19 protein-coding genes and 1 tRNA gene are annotated in these 18893 nt (G+C 59.4%); 11 read left to right on the top strand and 9 right to left on the bottom strand.

Features of this window, described 5'->3' with window-relative positions; translation table 11 throughout:
* Positions 1–50 precede the first annotated feature (50 nt).
* Positions 51–818 (bottom strand): cytochrome c, encoded by a 768-nt coding sequence (locus tag H043_RS0119890; protein WP_049827917.1) that lies wholly within the window; start codon positions 816–818, stop codon positions 51–53.
* A gap of 383 nt (positions 819–1201) precedes the next feature.
* Complete coding sequence (locus tag H043_RS0119880; RefSeq protein ID WP_027613318.1) at positions 1202–1396, bottom strand: hypothetical protein; 195 nt, start codon at positions 1394–1396, stop codon at positions 1202–1204.
* Positions 1397–1456: 60 nt separating this feature from the next.
* On the opposite strand from H043_RS0119880, the gene H043_RS0119875 reads away from it, so the two are divergent.
* The 3 genes from H043_RS0119875 to H043_RS0119865 all read left to right on the top strand — a co-directional run bounded on the left by H043_RS0119875 (position 1457) and on the right by H043_RS0119865 (position 5650).
* The gene (locus tag H043_RS0119875) at positions 1457–2662 is read left to right on the top strand and encodes an acetyl-CoA C-acetyltransferase (RefSeq protein ID WP_027613317.1); all 1206 of its coding nucleotides are present in this window, start codon (positions 1457–1459) and stop codon (positions 2660–2662) included.
* Between the two features lie 25 nt (positions 2663–2687).
* Complete coding sequence (locus H043_RS0119870) at positions 2688–4832, top strand: 3-hydroxyacyl-CoA dehydrogenase NAD-binding domain-containing protein (protein ID WP_027613316.1); 2145 nt, start codon at positions 2688–2690, stop codon at positions 4830–4832.
* A gap of 95 nt (positions 4833–4927) precedes the next feature.
* The gene (locus H043_RS0119865; protein WP_027613315.1) at positions 4928–5650 is read left to right on the top strand and encodes an amidotransferase; all 723 of its coding nucleotides are present in this window, start codon (positions 4928–4930) and stop codon (positions 5648–5650) included.
* A gap of 99 nt (positions 5651–5749) precedes the next feature.
* Here H043_RS0119865 and H043_RS0119860 read toward each other — a convergent pair whose 3' ends face one another.
* The 3 genes from H043_RS0119860 to H043_RS0119850 all read right to left on the bottom strand — a co-directional run bounded on the left by H043_RS0119860 (position 5750) and on the right by H043_RS0119850 (position 8483).
* Positions 5750–6721 carry a magnesium and cobalt transport protein CorA gene (locus H043_RS0119860; RefSeq protein ID WP_027613314.1) on the bottom strand — a complete coding sequence of 324 codons (972 nt, stop codon included), beginning with the start codon at positions 6719–6721 and terminating at the stop codon, positions 5750–5752.
* A 132-nt stretch (positions 6722–6853) separates the two neighbouring features.
* A complete protein-coding gene (locus H043_RS0119855) occupies positions 6854–7576 on the bottom strand; it encodes a 1-acylglycerol-3-phosphate O-acyltransferase (RefSeq protein WP_027613313.1) in 723 nt (240 codons plus the stop codon).
* Positions 7577–7793: 217 nt separating this feature from the next.
* Positions 7794–8483 carry a crotonase/enoyl-CoA hydratase family protein gene (locus H043_RS0119850; protein ID WP_027613312.1) on the bottom strand — a complete coding sequence of 230 codons (690 nt, stop codon included), beginning with the start codon at positions 8481–8483 and terminating at the stop codon, positions 7794–7796.
* A 295-nt stretch (positions 8484–8778) separates the two neighbouring features.
* Here H043_RS0119850 and H043_RS0119845 point away from each other — a divergent pair.
* Positions 8779–8868, top strand: a tRNA-Ser gene (locus H043_RS0119845).
* A 151-nt stretch (positions 8869–9019) separates the two neighbouring features.
* Positions 9020–9340 (top strand): YbjQ family protein, encoded by a 321-nt coding sequence (locus H043_RS0119840; protein WP_027613311.1) that lies wholly within the window; start codon positions 9020–9022, stop codon positions 9338–9340.
* 67 nt (positions 9341–9407) lie between these two features.
* On the opposite strand, the gene H043_RS0119835 is transcribed toward H043_RS0119840, so the two are convergent.
* Entirely contained in the window at positions 9408–9686 is a 279-nt protein-coding gene (locus H043_RS0119835; RefSeq protein WP_027613310.1) for a hypothetical protein, read from the bottom strand.
* A gap of 24 nt (positions 9687–9710) precedes the next feature.
* Between H043_RS0119835 and H043_RS0119830 the strand changes: the two genes are divergently transcribed.
* The 5 genes from H043_RS0119830 (at position 9711) to H043_RS30470 (ending at position 11663) form a co-directional block, all read left to right on the top strand.
* A complete protein-coding gene (locus H043_RS0119830; RefSeq protein WP_027613309.1) occupies positions 9711–9929 on the top strand; it encodes a hypothetical protein in 219 nt (72 codons plus the stop codon).
* Positions 9926–10114 (top strand): hypothetical protein, encoded by a 189-nt coding sequence (locus H043_RS0119825; RefSeq protein WP_007960727.1) that lies wholly within the window; start codon positions 9926–9928, stop codon positions 10112–10114. The genes H043_RS0119830 and H043_RS0119825 overlap by 4 nt, the downstream gene beginning before the upstream one ends.
* Positions 10115–10439: 325 nt before the next feature.
* Complete coding sequence (locus H043_RS0119820) at positions 10440–10808, top strand: glycine zipper domain-containing protein (RefSeq protein ID WP_007960728.1); 369 nt, start codon at positions 10440–10442, stop codon at positions 10806–10808.
* 135 nt (positions 10809–10943) lie between these two features.
* The gene (locus tag H043_RS0119815; protein ID WP_027613308.1) at positions 10944–11369 is read left to right on the top strand and encodes a YMGG-like glycine zipper-containing protein; all 426 of its coding nucleotides are present in this window, start codon (positions 10944–10946) and stop codon (positions 11367–11369) included.
* 123 nt (positions 11370–11492) lie between these two features.
* Positions 11493–11663, top strand: coding sequence for a hypothetical protein (locus H043_RS30470; protein WP_177325646.1), 171 nt, complete (start codon positions 11493–11495; stop codon positions 11661–11663).
* 150 nt (positions 11664–11813) lie between these two features.
* Here H043_RS30470 and H043_RS0119805 read toward each other — a convergent pair whose 3' ends face one another.
* Together H043_RS0119805 and H043_RS29225 are read right to left on the bottom strand one after the other, a co-directional pair.
* Positions 11814–12245, bottom strand: a complete 432-nt coding sequence (locus H043_RS0119805) for a hypothetical protein (protein ID WP_027613307.1) — start codon at positions 12243–12245, stop codon at positions 11814–11816.
* Positions 12242–17020, bottom strand: a complete 4779-nt coding sequence (locus H043_RS29225) for an RHS repeat-associated core domain-containing protein (RefSeq protein ID WP_081730255.1) — start codon at positions 17018–17020, stop codon at positions 12242–12244. Before H043_RS29225 ends, H043_RS0119805 begins: the two co-directional genes overlap by 4 nt.
* A 246-nt stretch (positions 17021–17266) precedes the next feature.
* On the opposite strand from H043_RS29225, the gene H043_RS0119795 reads away from it, so the two are divergent.
* Positions 17267–17962 (top strand): HAD-IA family hydrolase, encoded by a 696-nt coding sequence (locus tag H043_RS0119795; RefSeq protein WP_027613306.1) that lies wholly within the window; start codon positions 17267–17269, stop codon positions 17960–17962.
* A gap of 78 nt (positions 17963–18040) precedes the next feature.
* Here the strand turns inward: H043_RS0119795 and H043_RS0119790 are convergent, their stop codons facing one another.
* Complete coding sequence (locus H043_RS0119790; RefSeq protein ID WP_027613305.1) at positions 18041–18787, bottom strand: 3-oxoacyl-ACP reductase family protein; 747 nt, start codon at positions 18785–18787, stop codon at positions 18041–18043.
* Positions 18788–18893: the final 106 nt, after the last annotated feature.

Genomic DNA, 18893 nt, shown 5'->3' with positions numbered 1-18893 from the left:
TCTGAAACTCCGCTTTCGCGAGCAGGCTCGCTCCCACATGGGGAGTTGCATCAGGGCTTAACCTTGCGCCCAGCCATGTGCTGCAGATAACCGATCAGCAACTGCAAATCCCCCTCTGGCAACACATCCGCCGAAAACCCCGGCATCTTCGCCTGCGGCCACTGGCGCAAACTCTGCGGATCGCGAATGTAGCGCTTGAGGAAGTCCGCGCCGAAATACTCGGTCGGGTTGTACGGAATATTCAAGTCCGGCCCGAACTGCGCATCTCCCGCACCGTTCAACCGGTGGCAGGCCAGGCAGTTCTTCTGAAACAGCGCAAAACCCTGATTCACCGGGTCATCCGCTTTCAGCTTGGGATCTGGTAACAGCGCAGGGAAGCGCTCGGCCACCGGCGCCATGCGCTTGATGCTCGCCACCTGGAACGGCCATTGCTCCGGGCTGATGTTGCCGGCCTGCGGGTCAGTCCACACCAGATAGAACGGCCCGGCGCTGTGTTTGCCCTCGGACAGCGGCGGCCACGGCTGCGCCGGGTCTTCGATCGCCAGCCAGGCCTGCGCGCCTTTTGTGTTGAGCAACGGTGCAGCGTTCAGTTCGGCGGCAAACCCGTCCAGTGCCACCGCTTGCAGGTGATCGGCCGGTTTGATCCCGGTGAGCAGCGCCGCCACGGGCACGGCGCGATAAGTCATGTCCTTCTTGTAGGAGACATCGTTCTTGATGGTCAGAGTTTGTGCTTGCGGATGCTTGAGCAACTCTTCGGTCTGCCAGGTGCGACTGTTCGCGTCCAGCTCCAGCGTGAGCTGCGCGGCAGACAAGGGCATGCTCAGCAGCAAGGCCCAGAACACAATGAGCGTTTTCAAATGATCGCCGTCCCTGTCGTGGAAGTGCGCAAAGGTTCGCACAGCCACGCTGGCCCGGGTAGCGGGCCAGTCACATTTTGTCTGGCGATAGCGGACGCCTGCCGCTTGAGTCAGCCAATCACCTTGGTCAGATTGGGCAAAATCAACAGCAGCGTGGTGGCGAAAAGAATGAGTCCTGCTTGACGAACTTTCGGTTGTTTGAACATGGCTTGACCGCCTTTATTGTTATTTCCTGATGTCTGCCTGCATATCCATGACGGCAAACGCTGCACTTCCTGTTGAAGAACGTCGGCCCCGGCAAAACCCGACGACCCTGACGTACATTTACTACCTTAGAGCCCGCGTCACGCTTGGCTTAGATCCATTTCATATGTATTTGCTGCCGTTTGCGATAAAAACGGCATGAGGCTTATTGCCAGCTTCTTCGCCGCCCGCTTGCTAGACAACTCGCTGACCTGAACCGGTTCACCTGAGGCTGGATGACCGTCCGTCTGAGCGTGCACGTCAACGTCATTGAGCGCTGTGGTCATTGAATCCATGGGCGCTCGGGACAACAGTGACACTACGAAATTCACTCACCGCACAGGTTCGAGGACGTCATGACCCAAGCTTTGATTTTCGATGCGTTACGCACGCCCCGTGGCAAAGGCAAGGCCGATGGCGCGCTGCACAGCGTCAAACCGGTGAATCTGGTGGCCGGGTTGTTGACCGCGCTGCAAAGCCGCACGGCGCTGGACACCAGTCAGGTCGATGACGTGGTGCTCGGCTGCGTCACGCCGATTGGTGATCAGGGCTCGGACATTGCCAAGACTGCGGTGCAGGTGGCGGATTGGGACGTTAGCGTGGCCGGTGTGCAGATCAACCGCTTCTGCGCCTCGGGTCTGGAAGCGGTCAACCTCGGTGCGATGAAGGTGCGCTCGGGCTTCGAGGATCTGGTGGTGGTCGGTGGCGTCGAGTCGATGTCGCGGGTGCCGATGGGCAGCGACGGCGGCGCCTGGGCACTGGATCCGCAAACCAATCTGCACAGCCACTTCACTCCGCAGGGCGTTGGTGCGGACCTGATCGCCACCCTTGAAGGCTTCAGTCGTGAGGATGTCGATGCCTACGCGCTGCACTCGCAACAGAAAGCCGCACGGGCGCGGGCTGACGGTTCGTTCAACAAGTCGCTGGTGCCGGTGCAGGATCAGAACGGCATCATCCTGCTCGATCACGACGAATTCATTCGCGCCGAGTCGACGATGGAAGGCCTCGGCAAACTCAAGCCAAGTTTCGAAATGATCGGCCAGATGGGGTTTGATGCCACCGCGCTGCGGGTCTACAGCCACGTCGAGCGGATCAACCACGTGCACACGCCGGGCAACAGCTCCGGGATCGTTGACGGTGCGGCGCTGATGTTGATCGGCTCCGAAGCCAAGGGTCGTGCGCTCGGCCTGCAACCACGGGCCCGGATCGTCGCCACGGCGGTCACCAGCACTGACCCGACCATCATGCTCACCGGCCCCGCACCGGCCACCCGCAAGGCCTTGGCCAAGGCGGGTTTGCGCGTGGAAGACATCGACCTGTTCGAGGTCAATGAGGCATTTGCCTCGGTGGTGCTCAAGTTCATCAAGGACATGGCGGTGGACCCGGACAAGGTCAACGTCAACGGCGGCTCGATCGCCATGGGCCATCCGCTGGGCGCCACCGGTTGCGCGATCCTCGGCACTTTGCTCGATGAACTGGAAACCCGGCGCCTGCGCTACGGCCTGGCGACGCTGTGCGTCGGCGGCGGCATGGGCATTGCCACCATCATCGAACGCCTCTGAGCCCCGAATTCAAGGAAACCTTGTTATGAGCGAAGCCATTCGTTACGAAAAAGGCCAGGACGGCATCGTCGTGTTGACCATCGACATGCCGGGCCAGAGCGCCAACACCATGAACGCCGTGTACCGCGATGCCATGGGCGCCTGCGTTGCGCGGCTGGTGGCGGAAAAAGACAGCATCGCCGGGGTGATCATCACCTCGGCGAAGAAAACCTTCTTTGCCGGCGGCGACCTCAATGAGCTGATCAAGGTCGGCAAACCCGAGGCCAAAGCGTTCTATGACATGGTGCTGAGCCTCAAGGGGCAGTTGCGCACCCTGGAAACCCTCGGCAAACCGGTGGTCGCGGCGATCAACGGCGCCGCGCTCGGCGGTGGCTGGGAAATCTGTCTGGCCTGTCATCACCGGGTGGCGCTGGACGATGCGGCGGTGCAACTCGGTCTGCCGGAGGTGACACTGGGCCTGCTACCGGGCGGCGGCGGGGTGGTGCGCATGGTGCGCATGCTTGGCATCGAAAAGGCCTTGCCGTATCTGCTCGAAGGCAAGAAGGTGCGCCCACAGCAGGCTTTGCAGGCCGGTCTGATCGATGAGCTGGCGACGGATCGCGACGAGTTGATGGCCAAGGCGCGCGCCTGGATTGTCGCCAACCCGAGCGCGGTGCAGCGTTGGGACGTGAAGGGTCATCAGATCCCCGGCGGCACACCGTCGAATCCGAAAGTCGCGCAGATGCTGGCGATAGCGCCGTCGATCCTGCGCAGCAAGACTCAGGGCACGCTGCCGGCGCCAGAGAAGATTCTTTGTGCGGCGGTGGAAGGCGCGCAGGTCGATTTTGACACCGCGCACCTGATCGAAACCCGTTACTTCACCGAACTGACCACCGGGCAGATCTCGAAAAACCTGATCGGCACCTTCTGGTTTCAGCTCAACGAGATCAACGCCGGCAGTTCGCGGCCGCAGGGTTTTGCGCCATATGTCACGCGCAAGGTCGGTGTGCTCGGTGCGGGCATGATGGGCGCCGGGATCGCCTTTGTCAGTGCCTCAGCCGGCATCGACGTAGTGCTCAAGGACATCAACCTGGCGGCGGCCGAGAAGGGCAGGGCCCATTCGGCGGCGCTGCTGGACAAGAAAGTCTCCCGTGGCCAGATGACGGTCGAAAAGCGCGAAGCGGTGCTGGCGCGGATTCACATCACTGAAAATGATGCGGATCTGGCGGGTTGTGATCTGATCATCGAGGCGGTGTTCGAGGATCGCGAACTCAAGGCCAAGGTCTCGTCGGCAGCGCAAAAAATTGTCGGCGCTGACGCGGTGATTGCCTCCAACACTTCAACGTTGCCGATCACCGGGCTGGCGACCGCGGTACCCGATCAGAGCAAGTTCATCGGTCTGCACTTCTTCAGCCCGGTGGACAAAATGCCGCTGGTGGAAATCATCAAAGGTGCGCAGACCAGTGCTGAAACCCTGGCGCGCGGTTTCGACTTCGTCCTGCAAATCAAGAAAAACCCGATCGTGGTCAACGACAGTCGCGGCTTCTTTACCTCGCGGGTGTTCGGCACCTTCACCAATGAAGGCATCGCCATGCTCGGCGAGGGCGTGAGCGCGCCGATGATCGAGACTGAAGCGCGCAAGGCCGGGATGCCGGTCGGGCCGCTGGCGATCTCCGACGAAGTTTCCCTCAGCCTGATGAGCCATATCCGTCAGCAAACGGCCAAAGACCTGCAAGCGGAAGGGAAACCGCTGATAGAACACCCGGCCTTCGCCGTGATTGACTTGCTGCTCAACGAATACAAGCGCCCGGGCAAAGCCGCTGGCGGTGGTTTCTACGATTACCCGGCGGGTGGTCAGAAACATCTGTGGCCGGAGTTGAAGACGCGCTTCGAGAAGGCCGACGGGCAGATTTCGCCGAAGGATGTGCGTGATCGTCTGCTGTTCGTGCAGGCCCTGGAAACCGTGCGCTGCGTGGAGGAGGGCGTGCTGACTTCGACGGCGGATGCCAACGTCGGCTCGATCTTCGGCATCGGCTTTGCGCCGTGGACCGGCGGCGCCTTGCAATTCATCAATCAGTACGGCATGCAGGACTTCGTCGCACGCGCGCAGTATCTGGCCGAGCAGTACGGCGAGCGCTTTGCGCCACCGGCGCTGCTGCTGGAGAAAGCCGCGAAAGGCGAGCTGTTTTAAGTGATCGGCTGAACGCTGCGGGGCTTGCCTTGCGAGGGTGTTTCAAGGCAGGCTCTGGGGTGTTCATTATTCCCATCACGTGTCAGGTATTTTTTATGTCGCTACGCATCTGCATTCTGGAAACCGACATCCTGCGTCCGGAACTGGTCGATCAATATCAGGGTTACGGGCAGATGTTTCAGCGCCTGTTCTCGCAGCAACCGATTGCCGCCGAGTTCACCGTGTACAACGTGATGCAGGGCGAATACCCCAGCGACGACCTGACCTTCGATGCGTACCTGATCACCGGCAGCAAGGCCGATTCGTTCGGCACCGACCCGTGGATCCAGACCCTCAAGCAATACCTGCTGACCCGCTACGAGCGTGGCGACAAGCTGCTCGGCGTGTGCTTCGGCCATCAATTGCTGGCGCTGTTGCTCGGTGGCAAGAGCGAGCGCGCCAGCCAGGGCTGGGGCGTCGGCACCCACAACTACAAACTCGCGGCCAAGGCGCCGTGGATGAGTCCGGTGCGTGAAGAGCTGACGCTGCTGATCAGTCACCAGGATCAGGTCACGGCGCTGCCGGAAAACGCCACGGTCATTGCCTCCAGCGATTTCTGCCCGTTTGCCGCGTACCACATTAACGATCAGGTGCTGTGCTTCCAGGGTCACCCGGAATTCATTCACGACTATTCAAGGGCGCTGCTGGATCTGCGCCAGGACGCGCTGGGTTCGCAGATCTACTCGAAAGGCGTGGCCAGCCTGGAGCAGGAGCACCATGGCACCACCGTGGCAGAGTGGATGATGCGCTTTGTGGCGCACAAGCCAGAAGCTGCTTAATAGCAGATCAAAAGATCGCAGCCTGCGGCAGCTCCTACATTGGGATGGCGTACACCCTGTAGGAGCTGCCGCAGGCTGCGATCTTTTGCTTTTGCTTCCCTATAACCACCCCGACCTCTTGAAACTCGCCCACAAACTTACACACCCCACCGTAATAAACCCCAACACAGCGAAATAGCCGTAGTGCCAGCTCAGCTCCGGCATGTTCTGGAAGTTCATCCCGTAAATCCCAGCTACCGCCGTCGGGAATGCCAGAATCGCCGCCCACGCGGCAAACTTGCGTTGCACCACGCTCTGCCGTGACGCCTCGAGCAGCACGCCGATCTCGATGGTCTGGCTGGCGATATCCGCCAGCGTGGTCAGGTCTTCCATCTGCCGCGTGACGTGAATCTGCACATCGCGGAAGTACGGGCGCATATTCTTGTCGATGAACGGGAAGCTCAGCTTCTGCAGCTCCTCGCCAATCTCCACCATCGGCGCTGCATAGCGGCGCAGGCGCAAAACGTCGCGGCGCAGACCGTGGAGTTTCTGAATGTCATGCTCGTTCAACGCACTGCACAGCACGTTGCGCTCCAGTTCATCGATCTCGGCATGAATCGCTTCGCCCACCGGCTGGTAGTTTTCGATGACGAAATCCAGCAGCGCATACAGGACGAAATCTTCGCCGTGCTCCAGCAGCAGCGGCCGCGCCTCACAACGTTGGCGGACATGCGCGTAGGACGCCGAGTGGCCGTTGCGGGCGGTGATGATGTAGCCCTTGCCGGCGAAGATGTGTGTTTCGATGAACTGCAAGATCCCATGTTCGCGGATCGGCGAGTAGGTGACGATAAACAAGGCGTCACCAAAGGTTTCCAGCTTCGGCCGGCTGTGTTTTTCCAGGGCGTCTTCAATGGCCAGTTCGTGCAGGTTGAACTGGCGCTGCAGATTGGCCAGCTCCTGAGCGTCCGGCTCTTCCAGGCCGATCCAGACAAAATGTCCGGTTTTTGCGGCCCAGGCGGCACCTTCGTCAAGCGTGATATTGGTGACTTTCTTACCGGCGCTGTAAACCGCAGCAGCAACAACTCGACCCATGGTAGTGGTTCACTTCTTCTTGGCAGATGGCAGGGAATACAAGGCTTCAGCTTAGCTGTGTCGCTGCTTGAGAGTCAGTGAAATCTGTACAGTTCACCCGGCAAAAGAAAACCCGCACAAGGCGGGTTTTTTTCACGCAGCCTGCAGCTGCTGATCCATCGCGGCGATGCATTCGCGCATCTGCTCGCGGCACTGGGACATGAGCATGGGCATGTCATCCATGGTCAGCCCGGCTGTAGGAATCGCCGGCAGCGAGCGTATGAGAATTTTCCCGCTGCGCCAGCGGTTCAGGCGCATGTGCTTGATGTAGCTGCTGACGCACACCGGCACGATCGGCACACCGGCGGCGATCGCCATCTGGAACGCGCCTTTCTTGAACGGCAGCAGTTCTTCACCGAGGTTGCGCGTGCCTTCCGGGAATACCCAGATCGACGTGTCTTCGTGCTGCAAGGTGTGGGTGGTGGTGAGCATCGACTTGCGCGCCTTGTGCGCGTTGCCGCGATCGATCAACACGTTGCCCGCGAGCCAGAACAGTTGCCCGAACAGAGGCACCCATTTCAGGCTCTTCTTGCCGATGCATACGGTCCTGCGTGGCACCACGTTGCCGAACACGAACAGGTCGTAGTTGGACTGATGGTTGGCAACGATCACGCAACTGTCTGGCTTGTTCATTAACAGGCCGACGTCGGCTTTTACCCGCAAGCGCAGAATGCACATGGCCGGAAGCGCGTAGAGGCGGGCGCACAGTCGGCTGTTGTCCGGATTGAACGGCCGGCACATCCCGAGGATCACCCCCAACACGCCGGCCAGAATAAAGTGCAGGCCCATCAATAACATACGAAACACAAACAGCATTTTCAGGCCCCACCGGGACAAAAGGTGGCGCAGTGTACGGATGTGCACTGTTTTCGGCAATTGCTGCTATAGAGTCCGGAGATAGGCGATGTTTAAGCGCATGTTTCCAAGTTGATCGTCAGACGTGTCCTAGAGCTGTCGGCGGATGATCAACCGAACGCGCAAGAAAAAGCCCGACACGACGGTCGGGCTTTTCTTCGGCTCGGGAAGCGTGGGCTTAGCCCAGATGTTCCTGATCCTGGATGATCGCGTTGTCGAGGGCTTCGAGCAGCGCCTTGCGCACTTTGAGCTTGGTGTTCTTGTGCGCGTTCATGTTGATCTTCTTCAACTGACGCGCCGCGGCCAGGGCTGCGCCTTGCAGCTCTTCGGCAGCCACCACCTTGTCGAGGAAACCGGCATCCACCGCGCCTTTCGGATCAAACATCTCGCCGTTGATCACCGAACGGTGGAACGCCGAACGACGCAGACGATCACGCGCCAGCTCGATACCGGCATGGTGCATGGTCATGCCGATCTGCACTTCGTTCAGACCGATGCTGAACGGGCCGTCGACACCGATGCGGTAGTCGGCGGACAGCAGCAGGAACGCACCTTTGGCCACGGCGTGGCCTGGGCAGGCAACGATCACCGGAAACGGGTGGGACAGCAGGCGACGGGCGAGTGTCGAACCCGCAGTCACCAGCGCCACGGCTTCTTTAGGCCCGGCGGTCATCACCTTCAAGTCATAGCCGCCCGACAGAATCCCCGGCTGACCGGTAATGATCACGATGGCACGATCAGTCTTCGCCTGATCCAGCGCCGCGTTGAACGCCGCAATCACGTCCGGGGAAATGGCATTGACCTTGCCGTTGTTCAAGGTCAGGGTCGCGATACCGTCTTCGAGGTGGTAGGCAATCAACTCACTCATGACGCTATTCCTTGTAAGAAAGATGGGCAGACGTTACCCACCACCGTAGGCCAGGTAAAGCACTGTGACTGACTCGCCGGTCACAGTTTCCGGCCGCGCGCGGCGTAGCACACCGTTCTGCTTCTATATAGAAGGGCAGCCGTCACCAGAGATTGGCCGGTTTGCCATCGCCCAGGGTGGGGCGAAACGCCTTTTTGTCTTAACCGCATGAAAATTCTGAAAAAAAGTTTGCCATCAGAAAAGCTTTCGACTACATTAGCGCGCCTCGACAGACAGAACATGTTTGAAGAGATACGGTGAAGTGTCCGAGTGGCTTAAGGAGCACGCCTGGAAAGTGTGTATACAGGAAACTGTATCGAGAGTTCGAATCTCTCCTTCACCGCCAAATTCAATACGCAAAACCCCTGATTTCGAAAGAGATCAGGGGTTTTGTGGTTTCTGACGTCTGGATTTTAAACCGCTGCGCAAGTGCTCGGTCTGATTTCCCATAGCACATTACAATCGCCGCTTTATCCGTAGAAAAAAGGACTGTTCCCATGATCATCTCCACCACCCACGCCATCGAAGGCCGACAGATCACCGCGTACCTGGACATTGTCAGCGCGGAGTCGGTGCAGGGCGTCAACGTGATCCGTGACATGTTTGCCGGCATGCGCGATTTTTTCGGTGGGCGCTCGCAGACGCTGGAGCGTGCGTTGAAAGAAGCTCGGGTTCAGGCGACGGACGAGATCAAGGAGCGGGCGCGGGCGTTGCAGGCGGATGCGGTGGTCGGGCTGGATTTCGAGATCAGCATGCCGGCGGGCAAGGGTGGCATGGTTGTGGTGTTCGCGACGGGTACGGCGGTCAAGTTGCGTTGATGCAGTCGCGGTGTTCAAGCGAGCCCATTCAGATGATGAATGGGCTTTTTGCTTTTTCTGCTTTCGATCAGCCCTGTGGCTTGAGGATGACAAGCCCGTGGGCGTCATAGGTCAGGGGCGTATCGATTGCGACCATCGGCGGGGTGCCGGTGGAGGGCGTCGGATCGGCCGGCTGACTCGGGTGGTAGATAACGCCGGGAGTCAGAACCGGTTTGTCCGGGTAGGTGATGGTGATGTCGCCTGAAGCGAGCTTTTCCTTGAATTTCTCACCGGCGGCTTTGCCGGCAGCGATTTGTTCGTCCGTGAGTTTTACGACCGGCATTTCCGGGAATCCGTTGATTTTCATGTTCTCTCCTTGAGATTCATTTGTATGAAAAAGGGCAACGGCCTGTGGCCGGGAATCTTTAGCGTTGTGAGATCAACGGTTGGTTCGGATGTTGAGCAGATGTACGCCATTCGTCGGGCATCGGTCGAACTGAACCACAAGTCCGGTAATGACCGGCTAGTCTCAAAAGCCTTGGAGGTCGATATTTTTTCAGGCAAAAGGGCTTTGCCGGTGTCGATCTATCGCAAAGGGGAGAGGCTATGACTGATCCGTATATCGAAGACGATGGAGCCGAATTTTCATTCAACAACTGTGTCCGTTGCGGCCAGACGGAGTACCAATCGGGCTTTGGCGAGGATCCGGTGCAGACCGGCAAGATCAAGTCCACGGCACCCAAGGGGCCGAAAGCCAAATTCCTTCCAAAGGTCTCGGCCCGCTCAAGAAAATAAAGTGAGACCGAACGACCCCGTCTATGAACGGGGTTTTTTATGCCTGCTGTTTATGAAAAGGAAATCTCCTACAAACTCTTGGCCCGGTTTGGTGTTTTTCACAAACTTTTCACGTCCACGGTCGTAGGGTGAAGCCATCCGTTAGAAAGCAAGTCTCCAGCCCGTCTCCCCAGCGGGCTTTTTTTTGCCTGCGATAAAACCTTTGGCGAAATCGCTGTCCAATCGGCGCCAAGTGCGCGGCGGCAGCTGATTTGTCTGGACTTCAGCGCGTCGGCAGCTTTCAATCTCGGCCCCTTTTGATCTCCCTATTTTTGAGGTTTTCGTCATGCGTCTAACATTGCCTGCTCTGGTTCTGGGGCTTCTCGTTGCTCAAGGTGCGGTCGCCGGTGAAGGCACTGCTGCACTCGGCGGCGGTCTGGGTGGCGCGCTGGGTAACGTGGTCGGCCAGAAGATGGGCGGCAGCACGGGCGCAGCGATTGGTGCCGGTGTTGCAGGCGCGGCCGGCAGTGCGATGGCAGCCGGCAAGGGCAGCCGCACCAAAGCGGCTATCGGCGGTGGTGTTGGCGCGGCCGGTGGTTCGGTGATCGGCAACAGCCTGGGTGGCCGAAATGGCGCGACCATTGGCGCCGGTCTGGGTGGCGCTGCCGGTGGTGCCGTCGGCGCCAACCTGTCCAAGGGGCACAAGCGTCACTGATAGCGAACGTTTGTCAGAAATAGCCCGGCTCGATGTCGGGCTTTTTCATGGCTGAACGTTTTCCCGAAAAATGTCTCCAATGTGACATAGGCCCCTGTGGGCATACCCTCCCGATTCGGGAACTGTGAGGTTCAAATGCGCTTGTCATTGTCTGCACTGTTTTTCGGATTATTCATCGCTCAAGGTGCGATGGCCGCCGGAGATGGCAGCGCCGCCGTAGGTGGCGGTTTGGGCGGTGTGCTCGGTAACGTGGTCGGTGGCCAGCTCGGCGGTAGCACTGGTGCCGCGGTTGGCGCAGGCGTCGGTGGCGCGGCGGGCAGCGCGGTTGGGGCGAATAAACACAATCGCACCGAAGCTGCCATTGGTGGTGGCCTCGGCGCTGCCGGCGGCTCGGTGGTCGGCAACAGCCTGGGCGGCTCCACCGGTTCGGCCATCGGTGCTGGTTTGGGCGGCGCAGCGGGTGGTGCGGTGGGCAACAACCTGGGTGACGACGGTGGCAGAGCTCATTCCGGTGGTGGTCACAAGCACAACAAGTACAAACATAAAAACCGCCATCACTGATTGAATATTCGAAAACAAACCCGGCCTGGCGCCGGGTTTTTCGTTTCTGGCGGTCGGATACTGGAACGATTGGCTGTAAGGCTTTTCGAACGTTATACAACCCACCAGACGTAGAGGTTTGCCATGACGCCCGAAACCGAAGGCAAGGAAGAAAAAGGCCCGAGTGGTCTGCCGTTTATCAATGATCCGGGGAACGAGGATCCGGGGTCGCTGATGGATGATGCGACGGTGCCGTTGAATGATGCGGATGAGGCTTTGGATGAGGAGTATGAAGAGAATGAGGATGAGCAATAAGTTGTCTTGAAAGTCGAGCGTGGCGGCGCACTGAATTTAAATATCCGGGGCCTGTACTTCAGGCCCTTTGATTCGGATCGGTTTGTTCTCGAGGTCAAGCTTGTTAAACAGTCGTCAAGCCGGACGAAAGCAAACCGACAAAATATTTTGTTATTTGGCAGTTAAATCAGGGTTGATGAGTATGTAAAGATTATCTGATGCCGACATTTTTTTTATTCGGCCTGATGCGATGTACTCTTTAAACTCCTTTTCAACTGTTTTTTTGTCGCAGTATTTTTTATATTTGGATGGCCTGTCACTGGCATAAATGTAAAGGCGCCAAACATCAAAACCGTCGATTCTACTGTTTGAACCGTAATCGAAATTCACTGATTCTGTAGTGAAGTGAACGATGCATCCAACTCCATGAAGCTCGTATTGGGTGTTGTCAGTTATGTTACCGCACCGTTGTATTTGATTGCTGCGCCAAAGCCTCAGGATATTTCTGGTACCAAATCTTTTCTCGAGCAGCAACGTCGCACTATCAACCTTAGAAAGAAAGTCGTTAATGAGGTCTTCAAGGTTTTTGTCTTTTTTATTCATCTTCTTCTGCGATGCTCCAATCTGTCATTACCGACGTTAGCCGCTGACTCTAGCACTTCTTCAATAGTGTTTAGGTTGCCGTGGTGATCTTCGATGTTGGTTATTAGCTGGATCGTTACTTCGGTAGAGGTTTGTCGTGCAGCCGAAGCTCTATGATGGCCATCTAAAATGTAAAGGTTTCCGTGGTGCTCAGCGACATCTATAGGAAACTCGCGGTTAAACCCAATATCTCCCATTTCTATCCTCATTTTCTCGACTAGTCTAGTTGAGGTTTTCCCCATGAGCGCATGTGTTCGTTTCAATGTTTTTGGGTCTACGCCATGAGTTAGATTTGGTACCTGCGGTTCACCCTCATCAACCTTAGCCCCAACAATCCCACCCGGTACTTCACACCCAGGCTTATTCGGCGGCGGACAATTGGAATTCAACCCCAACGGATCCACCCAACCCGTCGGATTCGGCACGTACTGGTATTGGTTTAGTCCTCCAGCCAACTTCACCGGATCCGGCGTCAGATACCTGCCCAACCTCGGGTCGTAATACCGATGCCGGTTGTAATGCAGGCCGCTTTCCGCATCGAAATACTGCCCCTGAAAGCGCAGCGGCTGGTCCAGGTAGTCCTCGCCCGCGAGGGTGATCGCCGACACCTTGCCGTAGGCGTCGTATTGCGCTGACCAGACGATTTCGCCGCTGTAGTCGGTGAGTTCCTGCGGCGTGCCGAGGTGGTCGAGTTGGTAGTAGAACGGGCAGGCCTTTTTCGGGCCTTTGCCGTCGAGCAGCGCCAGCGGGCGGAAGGTGCCGGGTTCGTAGACGTAGCTGCGGTGGTGGGTTTTGCTGCTTTCGGCGACGAGGTGGTCGCCTTGCCAGAAGAACTCGGTGGTCTGGCCGTCGACGGTTTTGCGGATGCGCCGGCCGAAGGCGTCGTATTGGTAGGTCGCGGTTTGGCCGTCGGGGCGGGTCAGGCCGATCAGGCGGTGCTGGCAGTCGTAGCGGTATTCGGTGACGAGTTGCTGGTCGCGGCCACGGCGTTCGCGGATCAGGTTGCCAAAGGCGTCGTAGTCGTAATGGCGGTCGCCTTGCATCAGCAGGCGATTACCCTTGATCCGCGTGGGGCCGGGACGATCCTGCATCAGCAGGTTGCCGGCCGGGTCGTGGGCGAAGGATTCCGGCAGTTCGTCGCGCGAGTGACGGACGCGGATCAAGCGGTCGAGGGCGTCATAGCCATAGGTGCGCTGGCCGTGGCGGCTGTCGGCAATGTGTTCCAGATTGCCGTTGGCGCTGTAGGCATAATCCCGGCGATACAGCGAGTCGTGCTGATGACCTACAGCGTGGGCGAGTAAACGGCCCTGATCGTCGTAGGCATAATCGCTGAGCAGCAGGCCTTGCTGGCGTTGTTGCTCACGACCGCATTCAAACTGATGGCTGGTCAGCCGCGTGCCATTGAGGTCGATCGCCGTCAGCGCACCGCCCTTGGCGTAGTGGTAATCGAGCTTGCTGTTGTCCGGCAGACGCTGGCGCTTGAGCTGGCCGCAGGCGTCGTAGGCATACCGCAAGGTGCCCCAGCCCTGATGCTCGGTGATCAGCCGGTCCTGCCGGTCGTATTCAAAGGCCAGCGGATGTTGCTGACCATCATCGACCCCGATCAGCCTGCCCAGTCGGTCGTAGGTGTAAGCCACCTCAACCCCGTCAGGCAGGGTCTTGAGCAGCAAGCGCCCGGCCGCATCACGCGCGTAAGTGGTGACCAGCGTCGAGCCGTCATCGCCGAACTCGGTCTTTTCCAGCAGGTGCCCGTTGCGGTCGTAGGCGTAAGCGGTGCGTCGGCCGTCGAAGCCGGTTTCCTGTCGGATCAATCCGGTTGGCGTGTAGTCCAGCCGGTACTTTTCCCCGGACTCGTTCTCGATTTCCGTGAGCAGCAGTTGCGCATGGTCGTAGCGGTACTGCACCCGCGTGCCGTCGGGATTGATCTTGCGCGAGACCAGGTGCAGGTCGTCGTCATACTCGTAGCGGGTGATGTGCCCGAGTTCGTCGCGCTCGGCAGTGACCTGGCCGTAGGCGCCGTAGCTGTAGGCACGGGTAGCGCCCGTAGGAAAGGTCGTCTGAATTAGTCGGCCAACCGCATCCCACTGCTGGCGGGTGATCGCGGCGTGCTCGTCGCAAGTGGTCGTCCGTCGCCCCAGCGCGTCGTAGGAAAAGCGCCGCACACCACCGTCGGGCAGGGTTTCCTCGATCAGTTGCCCGAGGTCGTTCCACGACAACTTGTGCCGGCTGCTGTCCGGGTAGCGGATCGACAGCAACTGCCCGCGCGTGTCGTAGTAGTAATGGGTGACCTGTCCGTCGGGATCGACCGCCTCGGTGACATCGCCCTCGGCGTTGCGCCGAAACGTCCACACCGCCTCGCCGCGAGAACGGCTGTGCAGGAAACCGTTGCGGTACTCGTAGGACGTTGGCTCATCGTCCGGCGGCAGCAGCGCGATCAGCCGTCCAACGTCGTCGTAGCGGTATTCGGTGACCGCGCCCAGCGGATCCTGCTCGGCGATCAGCCGGCCCGCGTCGTCATAAGCCTTGAGGTGCTCACCGCCATCGGCCTCGACCTTGCGCACCAGCCGTGCGCTGTCGTCGTGGACGTAGGTTTCTTCGCTGCCATCGACGTAGTGCACCGCGACGCTGCCGTCATCGGCCCAGACGTAACGGGTGTCCATCTGCGCGAACGACGCCCAGTGCCGCACGCAGCGCGCCGCCTTGCCCGAGCGTTCCCACTCCCAGAAAAAGCTCGCGCCGCCGGTCAGTTGCCGCTGCAGGATGACGTGCTGATCGTCGTAGTCGTAACGCTCGCTGTCACCGACCGCGTTGGTCGCAGCCAACAAACGCTGACGGGCGTCGTAGCAATAACTGACCAGCGTTTGCTCGGTGCGCCAGCCATCAGCCCCAAGCACCTGGTAATCAACCGCCACCAGATGCGCCCGGTCGTAGCGCAACAACAACGACCGCCCGGCCCCGTTATCCAGGCGCTGCACACGCTCGGAAAAATCGCGATGCACCGTCAGACGATTGCCATACGCATCACTGATCGCCACCAACCGCCCGGCACGAAAGTGATAAAACCGCGCTGTATCCCCGGCCAGCGCGAGGATCAGTTCCTCCGGTTCATCCCCGAGAAAAATCGCCGCCCGCGACAGGCTGTTGTGAATCTGCGGCCGCTCCACACTGGGCAACGGAAACCGCGTACGGCGATTTTCGTGATCGACCCAGATCACCGCCTCGCCATCGAACTCCAGCCGATGCGCCAGCGAATGGCTCCAGCCAAACCCCAGCCCGACATCGATCTCTACCGCGCTGGTGCGATACAGCCGGGTGAACTCGAACGGCAGCAAACCATCGAGCGTGCCGTCGGTCAGGGTCAGCAGTTCTTCGCCGGTGACCATCGACACCGGACAGCCGTTGGTGCAGGTCAACGGGGCGCAGTCGGCGCTGTCGCCGTTGGGGTTTTTCGCTTGATCGGGATTGTCGTCGTGGGGTTCGTGTCGCTCCATCCGCGTCGTGCCACGGGACTTGTCCCGGGCCATCGGTGCCGGATTTGGCACGCTTAAAACCACGGCGTCCGCTTGTCGAATGTTCAGCGGGATCGCCGGCGTCGGCTTCAACGGGATGTCGCGCGCATGCACCATCAATGGCTTCAACGCGCCCGCATGCTTGTTCAGATCCGCAGGGGAAGTCAGTTCGCTCAGGCGCAAGGCCGATGCGGCCAGCCATTGCCGAGCCCGGGGCGACTTGATCTTGCTCAGCACCTTGCTGCTCAGTCGCACGGGCACGCCAACGCCGCCGGAAACGCGCATCAGCAAAAAGCTGATCAACAACTCGACCCGGACTTCGGCCACTACTTCTGCCAGATACTGCGGCGGCAGCATCTTCAGCCAACTGGTGAACGCTGCCAGATGGATAAACAGCAACGGCTCGTCACTGAGGATCAGCAAGCCATTGGCGATGGCCTCGCCAGAGGCGTCGAGCAGCGCTTGCAGCTCGACATCGCTCAGGTACTGCAGGAGTTTTTCGCTGTTGGCCTGCAGATCGGCGAGCAGGGCAAACAGCTGTTTAACGTCATCCCAGATGTCGTGCAGGGCTTTCTCGAAACCGCGCCAGTCGGCCTGTTGCAACTGCTGGTAACGATCAGCCAAACCGGCGCCGGAAAACTCCGCCCACAGCGGCTGAAACCCGTCCCACTCCTGGCGAAGCCAGACCTCCAGCCCGTCCAGAATCTCTTCATAGGAGGCGTACAGCGCTTGGATATGGTCGGTGGAAACATCAGGAAAGAAGGTGATGCGATAACGCTGGCCCCGGTCGCAGTCGCTGACTTCCAGAATGCCGCTCGGGCCGATGGTATGGCGCAGCGGTTCACCGAAACTCAATACCCCGTCGACTTCGCCGATCACCGGTTCCAGCATCACCGGGGTATTGCCGATCGGTACGAAGCGCACTGCCTCGAACAGGTGCACCAGAGTCAACGGGCCGCTGGCGGGGCACATGACCACCGAGGTCTGGATCGGCTGGCGGGATTTGACCGGAGCGCTGAGGTGCACGTCGTCGCCGACCTTGAACACCTGCTCGATATCCAGCGCGGTTCCCGTCCAGAACTGCTCGGCCCAGGCCTCGTAGTCGTTCAGGCACAGGCGGAACTCGCGGATCAGCGTTTCGAAGTCCGGGTGTTGCGGGTTCAGGGCGGCAACCACCAGCAGGCCGATGCTGTTGTTCAGGGCCAGGAGCCGATCGGTTTGGAACATTCGCAAGCACTCGCGCACATGAAAGAGGTGCGCGGACTTTGCGGGGGATCAACATGGAAAGAAGTCGGGAAAGTAGGCGTTATCTGTAGGGCATTTCGCTAAATGTCAGCGAGTCATTCCACCGCCCGTAAACATTGCCCGTTGCTCAATGTCCGCTGGCCTCGCTATGCTGCTGAACCCATTAATCAGATCCGCGTAGCGGCGCCGTTTGGGCCGCCCGGGATGTTTTTGATAACGGATCCGATGATGAATGCACCGATGAAGACGTTTGGCCCGATCAAGGCCGTGATTTTCGACATGGACGGTTTGCTGCTGGACACCGAAGGCATCTACACCGAGGTCACCTCGCTCATTGCCGAGCGTTACGGGCGGACCTTCGACTGGAGCGTTAAACAGAACATCATCGGTCGTGGCGCCAATGATCTGGCGAACTACGTGGTGCAGGCGCTGGATCTGCCGATCAGCGCCGAAGAGTTTCTGCTGATCCGCGAGCCGCTGATGCGTGAACGCTTCCCCAAGGCCCAGGCGATGCCCGGCGCGGAGGAGCTGATTCGTCACCTCAAGGCGCACAACATTCCGATCGCCGTGGGCACCAGTTCGTCGCGGCAGTCGTTCGGCCAGAAAACCACCTTGCACCGCGACTGGTTTGCGCTGTTCGATTTCATCGTCACCGCCGACGACCCGGAAGTTGGCGCAGCAAAACCGGCGCCGGATATTTTCCTCACCGCCGCCCGGCGTCTGGGTGTAGCGCCTGAAGACTGTCTGGTCTTCGAGGATTCGCCGTTTGGCGTCACCGCCGCGAAAGCGGCGGGAATGACTGCCATTGCGATTCCCGACGCGGCCATGGCCGATGAAAAATACGCGCATGCCGACGGGATTTTGCGCACGCTCAAGGCTTTCACCCCGAGTGCCTGCGGTTTGCCGGCGCTGGAATGGGCTTGATCAGCCAATAAGCGCCGATAAAAAACGCCGCCCTCTGCAAAGAGGTGCGGCGTTTTTTGTATCCGGGATTCAGCGCAATCAGGCGCCAAAACCACCGTCGATGGTCAGGCTGGCACCGGTGATGTAACCGGCTTCCGGGCCGACCAGATAAGCGACGAAACCGGCGATTTCATCAGCAGTGCCGTAACGGCCCACCGCCATCAGCGGGATCAGGCTCTCGGCGAAATCGCCATGGGCCGGGTTCATGTCAGTGTCGACCGGGCCGGGTTGCACGTTGTTGATGGTGATGCCGCGCGGGCCGAGATCACGGGCCAGGCCTTTGGTCAGGCCGACCAGCGCCGATTTGCTCATCGCGTACACCCCGCCACCGCCAAAGGGCATGCGGTCGGCGTTGGTGCTGCCGATGTTGACGATGCGCGAGCCTTCGCCCATGTGTTTAGCGGCTTCCTGAGACGCGATGAACACGCTGCGTACGTTGATCGCCAGGGTCTGGTCGAAGTCTTCCAGTTTGAAGTCTTCCAGCGGCGCGATGGCCAGGACGCCGGCGTTGTTCACCAGAATATCCAGGCGGCCAAAGGCTTCGACGGTGGCGCTGACAGCATTGCGGATTGCGGCTTCATCGGCGCTGTCGGCCTTGATCGCCAAGGCTTTGCCGCCGCTGGCGGTGATGCTGTTCTGCAACTCTTCGGCCTTGGCGGTGGAGCTGACGTAGGTGAATGCGACAGCGGCGCCTTCGGCGGCCAGGCGTTTGACGATGGCGGCGCCGATACCACGAGAACCGCCTTGAATCAGAGCGACTTTGCCGCTGAGGTGTTGAGTGGTCATGTTCGATCTCCAGAGAATTCAAGGCGGGGTGCCTTGTAGTTGGAGCCGAGTATCGGCCTCGCATCGACAACCGTGTAGACCATGATTGCTATAGTCTGTGTAAACC

The organism is Pseudomonas sp. URIL14HWK12:I6 (genome assembly GCF_000514195.1).
Classification (GTDB): Bacteria; Pseudomonadota; Gammaproteobacteria; order Pseudomonadales; family Pseudomonadaceae; genus Aquipseudomonas; species Aquipseudomonas putida_A.
The sequence above is the reverse complement of the archived record's forward strand: the minus strand, read 5'-3'. Positions and strand labels throughout refer to the sequence as shown.